This is a genomic window from Microvirga lotononidis, from assembly GCF_034627025.1.
GTDB lineage: Bacteria > Pseudomonadota > Alphaproteobacteria > Rhizobiales > Beijerinckiaceae > Microvirga > Microvirga lotononidis.
In genome coordinates this window covers 221,734-238,492 of sequence record NZ_CP141049.1, presented here as the reverse complement: position 1 = coordinate 238,492, position 16,759 = coordinate 221,734, and the positions used below count along the sequence as shown (strand labels likewise).

Annotated in this window: 8 protein-coding genes and 2 pseudogenes; 3 read left to right on the top strand and 7 right to left on the bottom strand. The window is 63.1% G+C overall.

Annotation, left to right across the window (positions count from 1 at the left end; all coding sequences use genetic code 11):
• Positions 1-523 precede the first annotated feature (523 nt).
• Entirely contained in the window at positions 524-5,293 is a 4,770-nt protein-coding gene (locus tag U0023_RS24575) for an autotransporter domain-containing protein (RefSeq protein WP_195904189.1), read from the bottom strand.
• A 519-nt stretch (positions 5,294-5,812) separates the two neighbouring features.
• On the opposite strand from U0023_RS24575, the gene U0023_RS24570 reads away from it, so the two are divergent.
• Positions 5,813-6,574, top strand: coding sequence for an outer membrane protein (locus U0023_RS24570; protein ID WP_009491997.1), 762 nt, complete (start codon positions 5,813-5,815; stop codon positions 6,572-6,574).
• A 328-nt stretch (positions 6,575-6,902) separates the two neighbouring features.
• Here the strand turns inward: U0023_RS24570 and U0023_RS24565 are convergent, their stop codons facing one another.
• Positions 6,903-10,508, bottom strand: a complete 3,606-nt coding sequence (locus U0023_RS24565) for an autotransporter domain-containing protein (protein ID WP_322883832.1) — start codon at positions 10,506-10,508, stop codon at positions 6,903-6,905.
• 446 nt (positions 10,509-10,954) lie between these two features.
• Between U0023_RS24565 and U0023_RS24560 the strand changes: the two genes are divergently transcribed.
• Positions 10,955-11,971, top strand: coding sequence for an AraC family transcriptional regulator (locus U0023_RS24560; protein ID WP_245272943.1), 1,017 nt, complete (start codon positions 10,955-10,957; stop codon positions 11,969-11,971).
• Between the two features lie 17 nt (positions 11,972-11,988).
• On the opposite strand, the gene U0023_RS24555 is transcribed toward U0023_RS24560, so the two are convergent.
• Positions 11,989-12,546: a transposase gene (locus tag U0023_RS24555; protein ID WP_009491991.1), complete on the bottom strand. Its 558-nt coding sequence runs from the start codon at positions 12,544-12,546 to the stop codon at positions 11,989-11,991.
• A 199-nt stretch (positions 12,547-12,745) separates the two neighbouring features.
• A pseudogene (locus U0023_RS24550) lies at positions 12,746-12,994 on the bottom strand (helix-turn-helix domain-containing protein); the annotation flags it as partial.
• Positions 12,995-13,333: 339 nt separating this feature from the next.
• Between U0023_RS24550 and U0023_RS35915 the strand changes: the two are divergent.
• A pseudogene (locus U0023_RS35915) lies at positions 13,334-13,426 on the top strand (IS6 family transposase); the annotation flags it as partial.
• Positions 13,427-13,733: 307 nt separating this feature from the next.
• Here the strand turns inward: U0023_RS35915 and U0023_RS24545 are convergent.
• The 3 genes from U0023_RS24545 to U0023_RS24535 are packed head-to-tail and all read right to left on the bottom strand — an operon-like array spanning position 13,734 to position 16,610.
• Entirely contained in the window at positions 13,734-14,822 is a 1,089-nt protein-coding gene (locus tag U0023_RS24545) for a sensor histidine kinase (protein WP_009491989.1), read from the bottom strand.
• Positions 14,823-14,824: 2 nt separating this feature from the next.
• Positions 14,825-16,321 carry an ATPase domain-containing protein gene (locus U0023_RS24540; RefSeq protein ID WP_009491987.1) on the bottom strand — a complete coding sequence of 499 codons (1,497 nt, stop codon included), beginning with the start codon at positions 16,319-16,321 and terminating at the stop codon, positions 14,825-14,827.
• The gene (locus U0023_RS24535) at positions 16,263-16,610 is read right to left on the bottom strand and encodes a HigA family addiction module antitoxin (protein WP_322883859.1); all 348 of its coding nucleotides are present in this window, start codon (positions 16,608-16,610) and stop codon (positions 16,263-16,265) included. The genes U0023_RS24540 and U0023_RS24535 overlap by 59 nt, the downstream gene beginning before the upstream one ends.
• Positions 16,611-16,759: the final 149 nt, after the last annotated feature.

Below are 16,759 nucleotides of genomic sequence, written 5' to 3'. Positions count from 1 at the left end.
CGGCCAGAGAGCGGGTGGGTTTGTGTTTCGGGGAAGGGGGAGTTGTGTCCATGCTTGCTCTCCACAGTTGAGATGAGGAGAGCAGAAGCCTAGGACCCTACCCGCCTCGGGAGGGTCCTCGGAATGATCACACACGCATCAGCGCAACAGCCATCCCGTGCACCCTCTCAGGTACATGAAATTTGCGGCAAGGAGGGCGACGCGGTTGATCATGACAGAAATCCTAGCAGCAAAGGCCTCTCAGGCCAAGCTCGATTCATTTGGCGGCAGCTCGAGGGGTTGCAAGACCCTTGCGTCTCCTGCGGACGCTCCGAGGTATCAATCATGACCTGCTTTCCGGGGATTGGGTCAAGGATGGTCCTGGCCGGCTGCCTCATTCAGTTGGGTGGAGAACTCTGCTCTCCCAATCTGGATCATTGTGGCTCCCAGCATGGATACGGGATCCTTACTAATGCGCATCCGACATAAGAAACCCCGCTGAATGGCTTCAGCGGGGCTCGTCGTTACAAGAGGCGGTGAAGGCTTAGAACCTCCAGGTGAAGTTACCCTTGAGGGCATGCTCCTGGATCCGCTTACCGACCTGACCGGAGTAGGCAATCCCAAGGCTAATCGTGTCCGAGGCTTGCCAGTCGAGCCCAGCCTCCGCCACCAGCGCATTGCGGTCGATCGGCGTGCCCGCCACCGTGAAGGCTGTGGCACCGCCGCTGAAGGCGAGGAGCGCTTCTGGCTCAACGTCGCCATAGGCATGGCGCCAGCCGATGAGACCGCGCACGATCAGCGGGACCGTGTCGCTCAGGCGGGCCTCGGCCCGCAGGCCCAGCGTCGTGGTGGCCAGATCCTGATCCCGGGCGGAGCCGGTGAGCGCTGCGGGCCCGCCCTCCTCCTGGAAGGCGTCGGTGTGCAGCCGCAACACCGAGGCTCCAACGAACGGCTCCAGCTGCACCGGGCCTAGGCCCATCCGGTAGCCCACCTCGCCAAAGGCCTGTGCGGTCCAACCATCGTAGGACGTGTCGATCGCGCCAGCAAAGCCGGGAAAGCGGACGGTGCGGTTCACATCGATGTCGTGCCAGGCATAAGCCGCGCCCAGCCGCAGGCTGAGCGCTCCCCAGGAGGACGAGCCGTAGAGTGCTGCAAAGACGCTCTCGTTGCTGCCCGACGAGAGCCGGCCGTCGATGTCGAAGGTGGTGCGGGTGAAGCCACCGGCCAGACCGAGACGGAAGGCTTCCGCCACCTGCGCGTCGGCGCCGAGGATGAACCCACCGGTGGAGGTTTCGAGGCCCGCGGCATTGCCGTTGCCGCCGATCTTGCCCCAGGAGCCGAAGCCCTCGCCCCACAGGGCAAAGCGACGGGGATCGAACGCGGGCACCACTGCCACGGGCTGCGGAGTTGTCCCGGGAGCATCGGCCGCGTAAGCGGCCGTGTAGGAGCCCTGCACGAAGGTGGGCAGGCGGGAGGTCAGCGGCTGGCGCAGGTGGGTGAGGATGCTGTTCTGCACCTGTGCGGCATCGCCATAGGCCACAGCGGCGGCGGAGGCATGCGCCTCGCCCGAGAGCGCATCAAACGCCTGCCGGGCGCCAGCGACACTGGCGCCGATCACCGCGTCGAACAGGCGATTGCCTTCTCGCAGAGCCTCGACGCCATCGGCGGTACGGTACTGGTTCTCCGTCACCGCCACCGAATGAAAGGCCACCGACTGCGGCGGTTTCGGGCTATTGGGATCAGGTGGTTCCGTCGGATCTGTGGGATCCGTCTTTCGGACCAAGGTCAGAGTGACGGCATCGGCCGTGTAGCCCAGGGTGGGCGTCACGAAGGCGAACTCTCCGCCGGTTGTGCGTGTGAACGTGCCATTCACGCCGCCCCGGGCCGTGAGGATCGTGTATGGGCTGTTGGCCACATAGCCGGTGCCCTGGTCCGGTAGAACCTGCACAGTGCCTCCGGAGAGAACAGCCTTTCCCTGAGCATTGATGCGGTCGGACAGGCCAGCAGCATTGATCTCCACCGCATAGGTCGAACCGGCTGCAAAGCCGACATCGCCGTTCACGGACAGCGTGCCGATCGAGTTGCCAGGAGCGATTATGGAGCCGCCCTGAGCGAGGATTTCCCCCACCATGCCAGTCCCGGAGAGAACGGCGTTGGTCTGCACAGTCACCGGCGAAGAAGCAAGGAAGCCGTTCACCGCCAGACGTCCGGCCTCTACAGAGGTCGGTCCCGACAGGGTACTGGCTCCCGTCAGCTCCAGCTGGCCGACCCCGGTCTTAATCAGATGGCCCGTGCCGTTAATGGCATTGGCGAGGGTCGCGTCTGCAGCCTGATCAACCACTAGGGTGGCGTCATTGGTGATGGGTCCAGAGCCGAAGCTCTTGGCAGTGCCGAGGAGCGTACCAGCGTTGACTGCGGTTCCGCCCGCATACGTGTTCAGACCCTTCAAGGTGAGCGTGCCATTGCCACGCTTGGTCAGCGAGCCGACCCCCTCAATTGGACCGGATAGGGTCACCACATGCCCATCGGTGTCGAGAACACCGCCACCGGCTCCAAGGCTGACGGCGCGCGCGGCGGTCAGATCTGCCAACGTCCGCAGCGTTGCGCCGCCTTCGATCGCGAGCCCACCGGCAGCATCGCCCAGATTGGCATCCGAGCTGATCCCGAGCGTTCCGGCGGCGAGCCAGGTGCCGCCCTGGTAGGTGTTGATGCCGGATAGGATCAAAGTTCCGGCGCCACCCTTGGCGAACTGTCCTGCGCCCTCAATCGGGGTGGCGATGGTTGCGGTGTAACCACCATCCACCCGCACGTCTCCTCGTGGCCCTGCAATGGTCAGGGCTCCGCCTGTGCCAGGCATAATGTTGTAGTCGTCCGCCTCGAAACGCAGAGCAGAGAAACTCTGCGTCCCGTCTATCGTGAGAGTTCCGCCGCTGCCTTGGAAGACGGCCGTGTCGCCTCCCCACAGGGTGAGCAGACTACCATCCGGATTGCTCCAGCCAGTGCTGGTCCATAGACCTGACCCTTGGGTCCAGTACTGCTGGCCCGCTGCATCGATCAGGTTCAGCGTGACCTTCCCGGAACTGCTTTCAAGTCCAAAGTTTGAGAGCTTGTAGCCGATGGGAGTCGTAGTGAGGACCAGCGGCGAGTTGGTCAGCGCTCCGCTATGGTGAAACAGGTCATAGCTGGTTGCCGCCGACAGATCCGAGCTCTCGGCGATGGTGAGGCGGCCGTTCAGAGAGAGATCGCCCGCAACGTCGAAGAGAGGATTGGCGCTATCAGCGTTGAGCTCAACCTTGAGATTGGCGCCGGCGGCCAGAGCCAGGCTGCCCATACTGAGGGTCTGACCGCTTGTACCCGCCAGCGTACCGCCGTCGGCTACTATCACGCCTCCGATCAGACTGCCTGAACCGGTAAGAGTGGCGCCCGACTGCACTTGGAGGCCGGTGCTGGCGAGCGAGCCGCCCACGACCAGCATGCCGCCCAGCACGGTGGCGTCGCCGCCGATCATGGCATTGCCCTGCATGTCGACGCGGGAGCAGCAGATTGTGAGATTGCCGCCGAGACTGCTCGTGCCGGTCATCGTGAACGTGCCGGCGCCGACCACCTCAAGAGATCCATCGCCCGTCAACGACCCTGCAAAAGTTGCATTCTGATTGTTGGCGCCAGTGGTCAGCATCTTCCCGTTTGCAACAAAGACAGCGCCAGTACCAGACAGAGAGCCGATCGTTTCATCATCCTCAACCCGGTAGGTGCCTGCTCCGACAATTACAGCGGAGTCATCGGGGGTGGCAGATCCGCCTTGGGCTACGAGAGTGCCGCCGTCGACGCGGGTCATGCCCGAGTAGGTGTTGGCGCCAGATAGGGTGAGCGTGCCTGCACCCGTCTTGATGAGATCACCAGTGCCGTTGAACGCCACTGCTGTGCCTATGATGTGGCCGTTGCTGTCCAGAAAGGCGCCACCAGCCGCGATGGTTACGTCGTCGGCGTCAAAGCCCGCGAGAAAATCGGCCCGGTCAGCGGTGGCCATGAGGAGGCCGCCGTTGAAGGTCAACGTTCCCATGCCGCTGCCCCTCGCAACTTGGTCGGTTATCAGTTGCCCACGCGCTGCGGCAGTGCCAGCGAGAGTCAGAGCCCCTTGACCAGTTCCATTCTGCCCCAGCCGTGTCGTATTAGCCGTCACGGCGGCGCCGTCATTGACTGTCAGCGTACCAGTGCCGGATTCTCCGATACTGAGGGTACCGCTGTTGATCCAGGTTGAGTCACCCCCGGTAACGGTGACGGTTCCTGTTGCACCAGTCGCATTACCGATTATTGCCGACAGACTCGCGAGGGTTCCGCCATTCTCGATCGCCAATGCGCCGCGGCCAGGCTCCCCGAGCAAGAGTTGTCCCTGGAGATGCCACGCCGATCCGAGCCCTGTCACGGTCGCGAAGCCTGATATGCCGGCCCACCCGCCAATGATCGTCGAGTTGGTGGTAAGGGTGCCGCCGTCCTCCACCCGCAGTGTGCCCGTGGCCCCATAGCCGACGCTCAGGATCGTACTGGTCAGTGAAGAGCCGTGCCCGGTCAGGATCATGCTTCCTGGAGTGATGGTCCCGACGAAAGTGTCCGCTGCCGTGGCGGAAGCGCCTTCGCTCACGGTGAGCATGCCGCGGTTATCGCTACCGAGGAATATGATGTTGGCGTCCCATTGGGATCCGGCGCCGGTGACGGTCACGCTGCTTTGCTGGCTGCCTCCTCCGATGATGGCCTGACCGGTGCTGGTGATACTGCCTCCGTCGCTGACCGTCAGTGTGCCCGCTGCGATCCCGCCCACCTTTAGGCCAGACATCGACCAGGTCGACCCGGGTCCGCTCACGACAGCGGTCCCCGAGCCGTTTCTACCGACCATCACCTGCGACGAGGTAAAAAGGTCGGCGCCTGCCTCGATTCTCAGAGAGCCGGAACCTTCCGAACCGACATAGAAGCCGCTGGAGTCCCAGCGCGAACCTTCGTCGCGCAGGACCACCGTTCCATTTGAACCTGTCACCGACCCTAGAAAGACGCCCTCGCTTGTGATCGTCCCACCATTTGTGATGGTCAGAGAACCGATTCCCGCGTGCCCCACCCTAACGGTTGTATCCACGCTCAGCGAGGCTCCGGGCCCTGAGACCGTCACGGCACCGTCCGAGCCAACGTCGTTGCCGATGCGAACTGTTGGTGCGGTGACTTGGCCGCCCGTCTCGACCTGCAGGGTGCCGATCCCCGTATCGCCGACATAGAGGGCATCAGTCAGCGTCCACGGACTTGGTGTGGTTCCTGGGACTGTGACCACCGAACCATTGTCAATTACGGTTTGTGCTTCGACCGCAGAAACGGACAGCAGCAAGGTGAACGCCGACACCGAGGCGAGAAGGACACTCGGATGGGCATAAGAATGACGTGCGTTCCTACCGTGCAGAAGCTGGGTCTCGGCTTGGCCGGAGATCCGGGACGTCGGGCGCATGACAGCCGCGGGTGCACATGCACCAGTGCAGCTGAGACGAAGGTCTCTTAAGATCTCCGTTGCTGACTGACTCGCTCCAGAGTTCAGCGATTCTGCTCTCCACCGCATCTCAACTGCCCCCGGTTGAAATTCCACCACGCCTTAGCAACGCCTTCGGAAAAGATTCCGCGACCGCACCGTTACCTGTTTCAGGCGGGGCTGTCTTGATCAAACTTGCGGTGGCGCACTCCGTGCAGCTGAGATGTGGCTCGAACCAATGGCTCTTCCTTTGCTCGTTGTGGCTCGAAAGTGACAGACAATTTAGCCCAGGATGCTATGAATATCTTCTCTATCTAGGGGCATCCTGCAATGAAAAACCTGCTTCTCTCTGCGACCGCTTTGGTCGCTCTTACAGCTGCTGCTTCGGCTGCTGATCTGCCTTCACGTCATACTCCGGCTCCGGTTGTGACCGCGGTTCCTGTCTTTACCTGGACGGGCTTTTACGTCGGCGCACAGGCTGGCTATGCCTGGGGTGAAGACGAGACCTCGGTGTTCTTTGGCGGCGTGCCGGTTAATCTCGGCGGCATTGCCACGGACTTCAATGCGGACGGCTTCGTTGGTGGTGTCCACGCGGGCTTCAACTATCAGATCGGCTCGTTCGTGCTCGGCGTCGAGGGCGATATCGAAGCCGCTGGCATCGACGGTGATCTGACCGTCACGTCTCCGGCTTTCCCAGGAGCCTCGGCTTCAGTGCAGAGCGAGATCAACTTCCAGGGTTCGCTCCGCGCTCGCGCGGGTGTGGCCTTCGATCGTGCCCTTGTCTACATCACCGGTGGTCTGGCGTTCGCCAATATCGAGAACACCTACAGCGCAACGATCCCGGCGGGCTTCGGCGTTGTTCCCGGCGTGTACTCTGAGTCCTTTGATGATACCGAGTGGGGCTGGACCCTCGGAGCTGGTATTGAGTACGCCTTCACCAATAACCTGACAGCTCGCGTCGAGTACCGTTACACCAAGTTCGAGGATGTTGAGAACAACTCGACGGCTCTCATCCAGGGTGGCACGGCCGAGCAGGATCCTGAGTTCCACACGGTTCGCGTGGGCCTCAGCTACAAATTCGGCACCTACTGAGATTCATCGTACCTGCGATCAACGAAGAGCCCGGGGAAACCCGGGCTTTTTGCTGGCTGGTTTAGATGGGAACCCGCTCATGAGACATGGATAGTCCCTTTCGAGGCGCCGCTGCACGGAGTGCTTGAAAGGAGGATCAGGTTGCTCGCGCATGGGTGTGGCGAGGCACTCCATCGAAGAACAGATTCGATCTCGAAGCTATTGCCTCAATCAGACGTTCGCCACGAAGCTGAGGCCTCCTAGCCAACGGCTGTTTTGCGGCACCGCACTTGTACGGCAGTAAGATCCATGAGGTTTCTATCACCCCAAACGCCATTCTCTGGGCGGATCAATAGGAGTTGAAGCGCCAGACGAGATTGCCTTTGAGGGCATGCTCCTGGATCCGCTTACCGACCTGACCGGAGTAGGCAATCCCAAGGCTAATCGTGTCCGAGGCTTGCCAGTCGAGCCCAGCCTCCGCCACCAGCGCATTGCGGTCGATCGGCGTGCCCGCCACCGTGAAGGCTGTGGCACCGCCGCTGAAGGCGAGGAGCGCTTCTGGCTCAACGTCGCCATAGGCATGGCGCCAGCCGATGAGACCGCGCACGATCAGCGGGACCGTGTCGCTCAGGCGGGCCTCGGCCCGCAGGCCCAGCGTCGTGGTGGCCAGATCCTGATCCCGGGCGGAGCCGGTGAGCGCTGCGGGCCCGCCCTCCTCCTGGAAGGCGTCGGTGTGCAGCCGCAACACCGAGGCTCCAACGAACGGCTCCAGCTGCACCGGGCCTAGGCCCATCCGGTAGCCCACCTCGCCAAAGGCCTGTGCGGTCCAACCATCGTAGGACGTGTCGATCGCGCCAGCAAAGCCGGGAAAGCGGACGGTGCGGTTCACATCGATGTCGTGCCAGGCATAAGCCGCGCCCAGCCGCAGGCTGAGCGCTCCCCAGGAGGACGAGCCGTAGAGTGCTGCAAAGACGCTCTCGTTGCTGCCCGACGAGAGCCGGCCGTCGATGTCGAAGGTGGTGCGGGTGAAGCCACCGGCCAGACCGAGACGGAAGGCTTCCGCCACCTGCGCGTCGGCGCCGAGGATGAACCCACCGGTGGAGGTTTCGAGGCCCGCGGCATTGCCGTTGCCGCCGATCTTGCCCCAGGAGCCGAAGCCTTCACCCCACAGGGCAGACCGGCTCGGATCAAAGGATGGTGTGACGGTGACCGGCGGTGGCGCCTGCGGGCTGTCCGCCACATAGGCTGCTGCGTAAGAGCCCTGCGCGAAGGTTGGCAGGCCGGAGTCCAGCGGCTCGCGCAGGCGGGTCAGGATTGCCTCACGTACCAAGCGGCCATCCTCGTACGCCACCGACAGAGCGGAAGCATGCGCTTCGCCGGAGAGGGCATCAAAGGCTTGCCGCGCGCCGGCAGCGCTGGCACCGAGGATGATGTCGTAGAGACGGTTGCCAGCGCCCAGAGCCTCCACGCCATCGGCAGTGGTGTATTGGTTCTTGGTGTCGGCCACCGAATGGAACGCAAGTGGGGGTGGCGGTTCAGGAGGCTTCGGCGGATGTGGTGGGGTCGGCGGTTCCGGCGGTTGTGGCTGGACCTTACGCACCAGCGTCAGGGTCACGGTGTCGTGGCTATAGTGCAGAGTCGGCGTGACAAAGGCGAACTCACCTCCCACGGGGCCTGTGAAAACACCGTTCACACCACCTTGAGCGCTCAGGATGCTATAGGGGCTATCGGCCTTGTAGCCCGTGCCTTGGTCCGGCAGCACCCGCACCGTTCCGCCGGAGAGCGCCGCTGCACCCGTGGCGACGATCCAGTCGCTCTGACCGGCGGCGTTGATCTCGACTTGGTAATTTGAGCCTTCTGTGAGGTTCACATTTCCGGAGACGTTCAATGTACCGATGGAGTTACCAGGAGCAATCGTGGCACCACTCTGGGCGATTATGCCGCCCACCGTGCCTTTACCTGAAAGGTAAGCACCATCGGCGATCGTCACGGGAGAGCTGGCGAGAGAGCCATTCACTGCCAGACGCCCCTCCCTGACCAAGGTCGGCCCTGAAAGAGTGCTGGAGCCCGTCAGTTCGAGCACCCCCGATCCGGCCTTGGTCAGTGTTCCGGTGCCAGAGATGACACCGGAGATGGTGTCATTCCGATTGAGGCCGCCCACTGTGAGGTTCGCCTGCGCCAGCGAGACATCGCCAGCCCCTGAGAGAGAGCCAATGGCTGTACCGGCTGCAAATAGACCGGCAAGGTCAACCCTGCCACCGGCTTCGTTGATGACCCCCGCCGCGGCGGCGGTTGCGGAGCCGGTGAAGTACAGCGCCCCAGTAGCGCGATTGATGATGGTGGCTGTGCCAGCCGTGCTCTGGCCCGAAAGGAAGGTTGCGCCGTTGTCCTCGTTCACAATCCGAGCTGATCCCGCGCTCGAGGTATTATAGAAGCGAGTGATCGCGCCATTGCGATTAGTGATGGTGGCTGATCCGGCCGTGCTGGTGTCGTAGAAGTATATCCCGACATAGCCTGATCCGAGCGCATTGGTCATCGTTGTATTCCCGGCCGAGGATCCACCCGCAAACCGAACACCGCCACCGAAGGACGGCGTTGCATCAGGTGCGATCTCGATCTGAGCGGACCCTGCGTTTGCGCCATTCTGGAAATTGAGCTGCGCGGAGTCGTTCAGCGTGATCGGCAAGGCTGCGGCGCTCACACCGGAGCCGTTGAAGGTTAGCGCCGAGCCAGCACCGGTCACCGTCGCTGGCCCGGTGCCGAGAGCGCCGGTAGTGGTAGCTATGATTTCGCCAGCGACGACGGTTGTGCCGCCTGAGTAGGTATTGGGGCCAGAGAAGGTCAAAGTTCCGGCCCCGTGTTTGATCAGCCCGCCAGGGCCCTCCAAGGGAGCCGAGACACCAATGTCGAAGCCGTTCGTGTCGAAGACGGCTCCTCCGTCATCAATGGTGATATCTCCTGATGAGAACCCGGACAGGAAGTCTGCCTGATCGGCTGTCGCCCGCAGCACGCCTCCGTCGATCGTCAATGTAGCGGTTCCAGAGCCTTTTCGGATTTGGCTCGTCTCGAGAGCACCGCGCGCCGCTGCGGTGCCCTTGACCGATACTGTTCCACTCCCTCCGGTATCCGAGCCGATCCACGTGGTTGCTGTGCTGACCACTCCACCATTCTGGATGGCCAGCGTTCCGTCGCCGCTTCTGCCAACGGTGAGATCACCGCCGATGGTCCATCGGGAGTTGGCGTCTGTGACCGTGACGGTACCGACAGCCCCTGCTTGATAGCCAATCGAGCTCACTGCAGCCTCGACCGTGCCACCATTCTCGACGGTCAGGCGGCCGAAACCATTCACGCCAACATTGAGATCGCTGTAACTGATCCATTGCGAATTGGCCCCGCTCACGGTCACCGTGCCTGAGGAGCCGGCGCTGAAACCCATATGGACGAACCAACTGCTGACCCTACCGCCATTCTCGATGGTCAACGAACCCGTGCCGGCCTCGCCAACATAAAGCCCCATGCCGCTGTGCCATAGGGAGTTGGCGCCGCTGACCCTTACCGTACCGAATGCACCAGCTGACAAGCCGATCGAACTGAAGCCACTGATCACTTGGCCGCCGTCTGCGATCGAGAGGGTGCCCGTTCCCCCCAACCGGCCGATATTGAGAGAACCACTGTCCCAGTATGAGCCAGGCCCGGTCACCGTCGCTGTTCCGGATGCTCCAGATTGGAAACCGAGGTTGGCACTTCCGCTGTTGACGGTACCACCGTTTTCGATGGTGAGGCTGCCTGAGCCCCCTTTGCCAATCGCGAGTTCGCCGATCAAGGGCCAGCCCGTGCCGTTGGTCAGAGTCCAGTTTGCGCCGGCACCGCTCACGGTCACCGTGCCCGAGGAGCCTGCGTTCTCGGCGATCGCGCTGTCCCAGCTTTCGACCCGGCCGCCAGATTGAATGATCAAGGTCCCACTGGAACGTTGGCCGACCGATATACCTCCCGAGACGATCCATGGGTTAGGATACGGGCCGGGAGTTGTAACTGTGTCGCCATCATCGATGACTGCTTGCGCCTGAGCCGAGATAGGAAGTAGCAACAAAGCGAGAGTTGAGACCGAAGCCAGAAGCGTCGGTAAGGTGTTGGGTTGGCGTGCACTTCCTCCCTCGGTCGACCGAATCCAAGATTTCTCACGGCGCTGGAGTGAGCCTTGTCTCACGATCAATGACAGGGTTGATCTAAGATCAAAGTCTCTTGCGGCGGCCATCGCCGGTTCATGTACACTGCGTTGCTGCAATCCTGCTCCCCACTGCATCTCAGCTGCCCCCGGTTGAAATCCCACCGCGCCTATGCAACGTCTTCTGTGGAATAGATTCCGGAACTGAAGGCTTAGCCTTTCTGGGCAGGCCTGACTTGATCAAACTTGCGGTGGCGCACGCCGGCTGTGAAAATTTGATGGGGTTCGCAATGTCAGGAACGTTATCCGGTCCGACACAGGCCGAGGGGCAAAACAGCACTTCACCACACCTGATCTATGATCCGCCGCCAGCTGGGGCGCCGTCGTTGCCGGCCCGCAGAAGAGCTTTGCCCAGGATGCTCGACGATCCGCGGATTGCCCGCGCCGTGCGCCTGATCGAGCTCACGCCTGCCCGCGAGATGACCCTGACTGACGTGGCGGCTCATGTTGGCCTGACCCCTTTTCATTTCCAGCGTTATTTTCAGGCCTTTATGGGCGAGTCCCCAAGTGCCTACCTGCGTCGGACCCGGCTCGACCGAGCTGCCATGAACCTGCAAATGAGCGATGAGCCGATCACCCGCATCGCCTTCAACGCCGGCTATGCCAGCCACGAGGCGTTCATCCGGGCGTTCCAGCGCCAGTTCAGCATTGCGCCGTCCCAATACCGTGCTCTTGCCCAACAGGCGCGGCCGCAGCCGTCACAGGCGCACTTGGCCCGCCTGCCACAGGTCTCGGTCGGAACCCGCCCCTCGCTGCGCCTGCTGGCACTGCGTTTCCATGGCCCCTACGCACAGGTGGAGGATCATTGGCGGCGGTTCGCTGCCTATCTGGAACAGATCGGCTATCCACTTGATCAGGCTGAGGCTGTCGGGGTCATCCTGGATACGCCGTTGATCACGCCGGGCGAAATGATCCGGTACGACTGCGCGGTGATCGATCGCGGAATCGATGTGAGTGAGAGCGCCCTGCAGGAGCTCGAGTTCCAGGCGGGTCGATACGTGTCCTACCGGCACGAGGGGCCGTATGCCGAGATCTTCCATGCCTTTGAGACGGTGAGTCTGGCGTGGCTTCAGACCTCAGGTGAAATGTTCCTGCCTGATGGGAATGGCGGCTATGAGTTCTACCATCAGCCGCCGTGGAAGCACGCAGGAGGGGCGCAGGCTCTAAGTATCGTGCTACCCCTCGCCGGCTAAGTGGTGCATCCGGTAAGTCATGCTGCCTTGGGCAGCAGGGCGATGCCGGGTGAGCGGCGCGGTCGATGCCGGCGGCGTTTACCCCAGACGAAGGGATGGCGGTGCGCATTCCAGGAGACGGTGGCGCCGTGGACCGCAGCGACGATCTCGTTCCAGCTCTGAAACCGCCGACCTGCTAATGCCAGGGAGCGCAGGATCTTCCACCAGGGTTCGATCAGATTGAGATAAGCGGCGTATTTGGGCTGGAACACCATCTCCCAGCGCGGATGGGCGAGCAGGAACAGCAGCACGTCCGTGGTGCGATGCGAACTCAGGTTATCCAGGATCGCGTAGATCCGCTCGGTCGTGCGCGGGATCCAGGTTTCAACGTGCTCCAGGAAGTCAACCCAATACGCGCCGCCCCGTCCTAGATACGGATGCGTGAAGGCCTCGCCCGTCGCGGGACAGAAGGCCCCGAAGACATAACCCTTGGCGCGCCGGCCATAGTCGATCTCCTGTCTCGCCCGCTCGGCTGGTCGCGTCCGATTCTGCACCAGGGCATGGCCGGCATAGCTCTTGGCGCTCACCGGCCCCATCTCGTCCAGGCAGATCACACAACTGCCCGCAGGTGGCTTGGTATAGAGCGTTTCGATCGTCCCCTTTTTCGGCGAAGGCCGGATCGACCCGCTCGCCGAACCAGGTCTCGTGCTTGTGCCAGCGCAAGCCCTCGTGGAGCAGGATCTCGTCGATGCGGCTGCGCTGCATCGCGATCCCTTTGTGCTCGTGCAGGTAAGCGGCCAGCCGATCCAAGGTCCAGGCGGCAAACGGCAGGCCGAGGGTCTCTGGTTTCGTGAGCGCCGTAGCGATGACGGTGGCCATCTGCTCGGGTGTGTAGGTTGGCCGGCGGCCTGAGCGGTATCGGTCCTTGAGCGCTTCCAGTCCTTCCGCATTGAAACGGCGAATGCGCTTGCGCACGGTCTCGCCCTCAAGACCCACGCGAGTTGCAATCGCCGAGGCGCTCTCGCCGCGACTGGCGCGCCAGATGATCTGGGCACGCTGTACGCGTTGGGCCGGAGCGGTGTGGGAGTGAGCCAGGCGCTTGATGGTTGCGAACTCGTCAGCGGTTAAGTCCCGTAAGCAGACAGGTGCCCTGGGTCGCCTCCGCTACTGGATCAGCGGGAGAGGCCATTATACCCCTCTACCTGCCGGATGCACCACTAAGACAGACCGGCATTGTTCCGGAGGCAGTGCCGCGGTGGTGTCACAGGGTCATTTGGGGTCTTTTGGGCAGCGGCTTGTGGCTTGAGAGCGGCGGCATGCCCCATGCGGTCAGCTACAAGCGTTACCGGCTCCCAACTCAGTCCATCGCCTCAGTCGTTGGGCGGCATTCTCCTCTCCTACGAGACAGTTCGCCCGTGGGCGCTCAAATTCGGCCCAGACGATGCTCGCCGCCTCAGGCGCAAGACGCCGCGCCGCGCCGCGTTTGAGCGGAACCAGCGGCCTGTGCGAGCGAAAACCGGATCCGCCTTTCACTGACGTGGCGCTCCAGGTCCGCACAGCGCGAGCCAGCCGAGCCATCCTCATCTGCCGGATTCGAAGGTTTCCTTCGGGTCAAAGAGTGACGAACAGCGAATGAAATGAAGGTCGGCTTACCGCCTCATGAGCTGACCAAAATGCTTCTTCCGAGATGTGCCACATTAGGAGACCTTCCGAGCTTATTGAGCCCTGACGCCCGCTGAGAGGCGATGTCGCTGAAGATTACCGGTCGACATGAAGCTACGCTCTACGCGACTGGGGCATCGACCGTGCACACGACTCCTGTCGGGTCAAAGGCGATCTCGACTTGACCGTCGAGATCCTGCGCCAGGCTGCGCTCGATCAGACGCGAGCCGAAGCCGCGCCGCGACGGAGCCTTCACCGGCGGACCGCCACTTTCCGTCCAGCGCAAGCTCAGCCGGGGCGGCGCAGCCCCGTTTTGCACGGTCCAAGACACCTCAACGATGCCGGCCTTGTTCGACAGAGCCCCATACTTGACCGCGTTGGTGGCCAGTTCATGCAACGCCATGGCGAGGGCCAATGACATGCGAGGGGTGAGCCGCACATGCGGACCGGCAATGTGGAGCCGGTCCTCGTTCGAGGTCTGGTACGGCTCAAGCGCTCGCGTGACGACTTCGATCAGGTCGGCGCCCTCCCAGCTCTCGCGGGTGAGCACATCGTGCGCCCGTGACAGGGCGAGCAGCCGCATCTGAATGGCCTCTTTCGCGTCCTCCGAGGTGACGTTCGTGCGCAGGGTTTGCATGACGATGGACTGCACTGTGGCCAGGGTGTTCTTCACGCGGTGGTTCAGTTCGCCGATGAGCAACGTCTGGTGCTCGGCGGCACGCCTGGCCTGGTCGAGCGCTGCCGTCAGGCGCTTTTCCGCCGTGTGCATTTCGGCCAGGCGGGCGCGGGCCTCGTATTGCCGCTCCCGGCCGCGCAGGGCCGTCCGGGCCAGACTGACCAGGGTTCCGGCATGGAAGGGGCGCTCCAGGAAGGTCACGTTGCCGAGGATCTCGGTGAGGCGCTCCAAGGCAGGATTACGCTCGACCCCGCCCCCGCGCCGCGTCAGCAGCACGAAGGCAAAGTCGGACCAGGCGGGCTGGTCGGCCAGCCAGCGGGACAGATCCGTCAGGTCGGCAGTACGGAAGGCCTCGTCGGTGATGAGCGCAAAGCCAGCCCCACGTTCAAGCTCCCGAACCAGAGCTGGCAGGTTCGGGCAGACCTCAGCCGCGATCCCGACCGCGTGCAGAATGTCGCCGGCAACCGCCGCATCCCGTCCGTGCGGCGCCAGGATGAGAGCCCGCATCGCGTAGGGATAAGACAAGGTATCCATGCTCAACGGTCTTCCAGCAGAGCGGCGCGGTCCCCCTCCACCATCACCGGCACACCGCGCAGCACACCCTGGAAGGCTCTGAGGGGCTCGCCGACAGCAATCCCGCGGCTGTCGACCCGGATCTCGCGGATGGTGTTCTCATGCGAGCCGAAGCGCTTCTTGATGACGGACAGAGCCCGCCGCACCTGACCGAAGGCCTCGAAGTAGCGCAGCAGGATCACCGTGTCGGCCAGATAGGTGACGTCAACCGGAGCCTGCATGTCGCCCACCAGCCCGTGCTGGGCCACGAGCAGGAACGTCGAGGCGCCCTGCCGGTTAAGGTATTGCAGCAGCTCATGCATGTGCAGGATCAGGAACTGCTCTTCCGGCATGGCGGACTGATAGCCATTGAGGCTGTCGATCACGATCGTCTTGACGCCCTGCCGATCCACCCTGGTACGCACCTGGTGCGTGAACTCGCCCGGCGAGAGTTCGGCGGCGTCGAGCTGCTCGATGAACAGGTTGCCGGCTGCGCACATCCCCTCAAGGTCAAGCCCCATCAGCCTGGTGCGGTCGAGCAAAAGGCTGAGTTCCTCGTCGAAGAGGAACAAGGCGGCCTTTTCGCCCCGCTGAACGGCCGAGACCGCGAACTGCACCGCAAGCAGCGATTTGCCGGATCCGGCGGGTCCCATCACCAGGGTGCTGGAGCCCTTCTCAATCCCGCCGCCCAGCAGGGCGTCGAGTTCCGCGATGCCGCTGGTGAGCACGGTGCGGGCAAAGCCGGTCTTGTGCTCGCTGGAGATCAGCCGCGGAAAGACCTGGACGCCGCCCTCGACAATCGTGAAGTCATGAAAGCCGCCCCGGAAGCTCTGGCCGCGATACTTGATCACCCGCAGACGGCGTCGTTCGGCCCCGTAAGTCGGGGTCATCTCCTCCAGGCGAATGACCCCATGGGCCAGGCTATGGACGGTCTTGTCGTTGGTGTCGGTGGTCAGGTCATCCAGCATCAGGACAGTGGCGCCCTGCTTGGCGAAGTAGTGCTTCATCGCCAGGATCTGGCGGCGGTAGCGCAGGGAGCTCTGAGCCAGCAGCCGGATCTCGGACAGGCTGTCGAGCACGATGCGCACCGGCTTGGCCCGGTCGATGGCCTCGAACACCGCCTTGGTGGTCTCCCCAAGCTCCAGGTCGGAGGAGTAGAGCAGGCTCTGCTGGTGCTCGTCGTCGAGCAGGTTTTCCGGTGGCACGAGTTCGAATACGTGGATGGCGTCGTCCAAGGACCAGCCGTGCGACGCCGCGCCGTCGCGCAACTCAGCTTCCGTCTCGGACATGGTGATGTAGAGGCCTGTCTCGCCAGCCTTCGCACCTGCCAGCAGGAACTGGAGTGCGATGGTGGTCTTGCCAGTGCCGGGGCTGCCCTCCAGGAGATAGACATGGCCTGGAGCGAGGCCGCCGGCGAGGATGTCATCGAGGCCCTCGACCCCGATCTGCGCTTTCGGGAGGGACTTGGGTTGCGCGGTCATGACGAAGTCCGATCTCGGCTTGAACGGCCGGCGGCAGAGAGTGGGTTGGGATCAGCGTCAGCACCCCAGCCAGCGCCTGCTCGGCATGCCAGAGGTCATACCGCTGCTGGAGATCGAGCCAGAACTGCGGGGCGGTGCCCGACAGACGCGCCAGGCGGGTGGCCATCTCGGGGCTGACCGCCGCCGTTCCGGCGAGAACGCGGTGGAGGGTCTGGCGGGCGACACGAAGCTCGCGGGCGGCCTGGCTCACGGAGAGGCCGAGGCCGGGCAGAACCTGGTCCCGCAGCATCCCACCGGGATGGGGCGGAGTCCGAGGGCAGGCGTCGCGGGGTGAAGCCATGATCCTGCTTTCGGTGAGGCTGATTGTAGCGTTATGGAGGACAGTTCCCGGAAAACAAGAGGGAAGCCCTGTACCGCTGGGCAGCTTCTGGGAATGTA

Coding starts and splice junctions, on each gene's coding strand:
- U0023_RS24555 (WP_009491991.1), bottom strand. CDS start 12,546: ATGGGGCCGGTGAGCGCCAAGAGCTATGCCGGCCATGCCCTGGTGCAG.
- U0023_RS24535 (WP_322883859.1), bottom strand. CDS start 16,610: ATGCTGCGGGACCAGGTTCTGCCCGGCCTCGGCCTCTCCGTGAGCCAG.
- U0023_RS24545 (WP_009491989.1), bottom strand. CDS start 14,822: ATGGATACCTTGTCTTATCCCTACGCGATGCGGGCTCTCATCCTGGCG.
- U0023_RS24540 (WP_009491987.1), bottom strand. CDS start 16,321: ATGACCGCGCAACCCAAGTCCCTCCCGAAAGCGCAGATCGGGGTCGAG.
- U0023_RS24570 (WP_009491997.1), top strand. CDS start 5,813: ATGAAAAACCTGCTTCTCTCTGCGACCGCTTTGGTCGCTCTTACAGCT.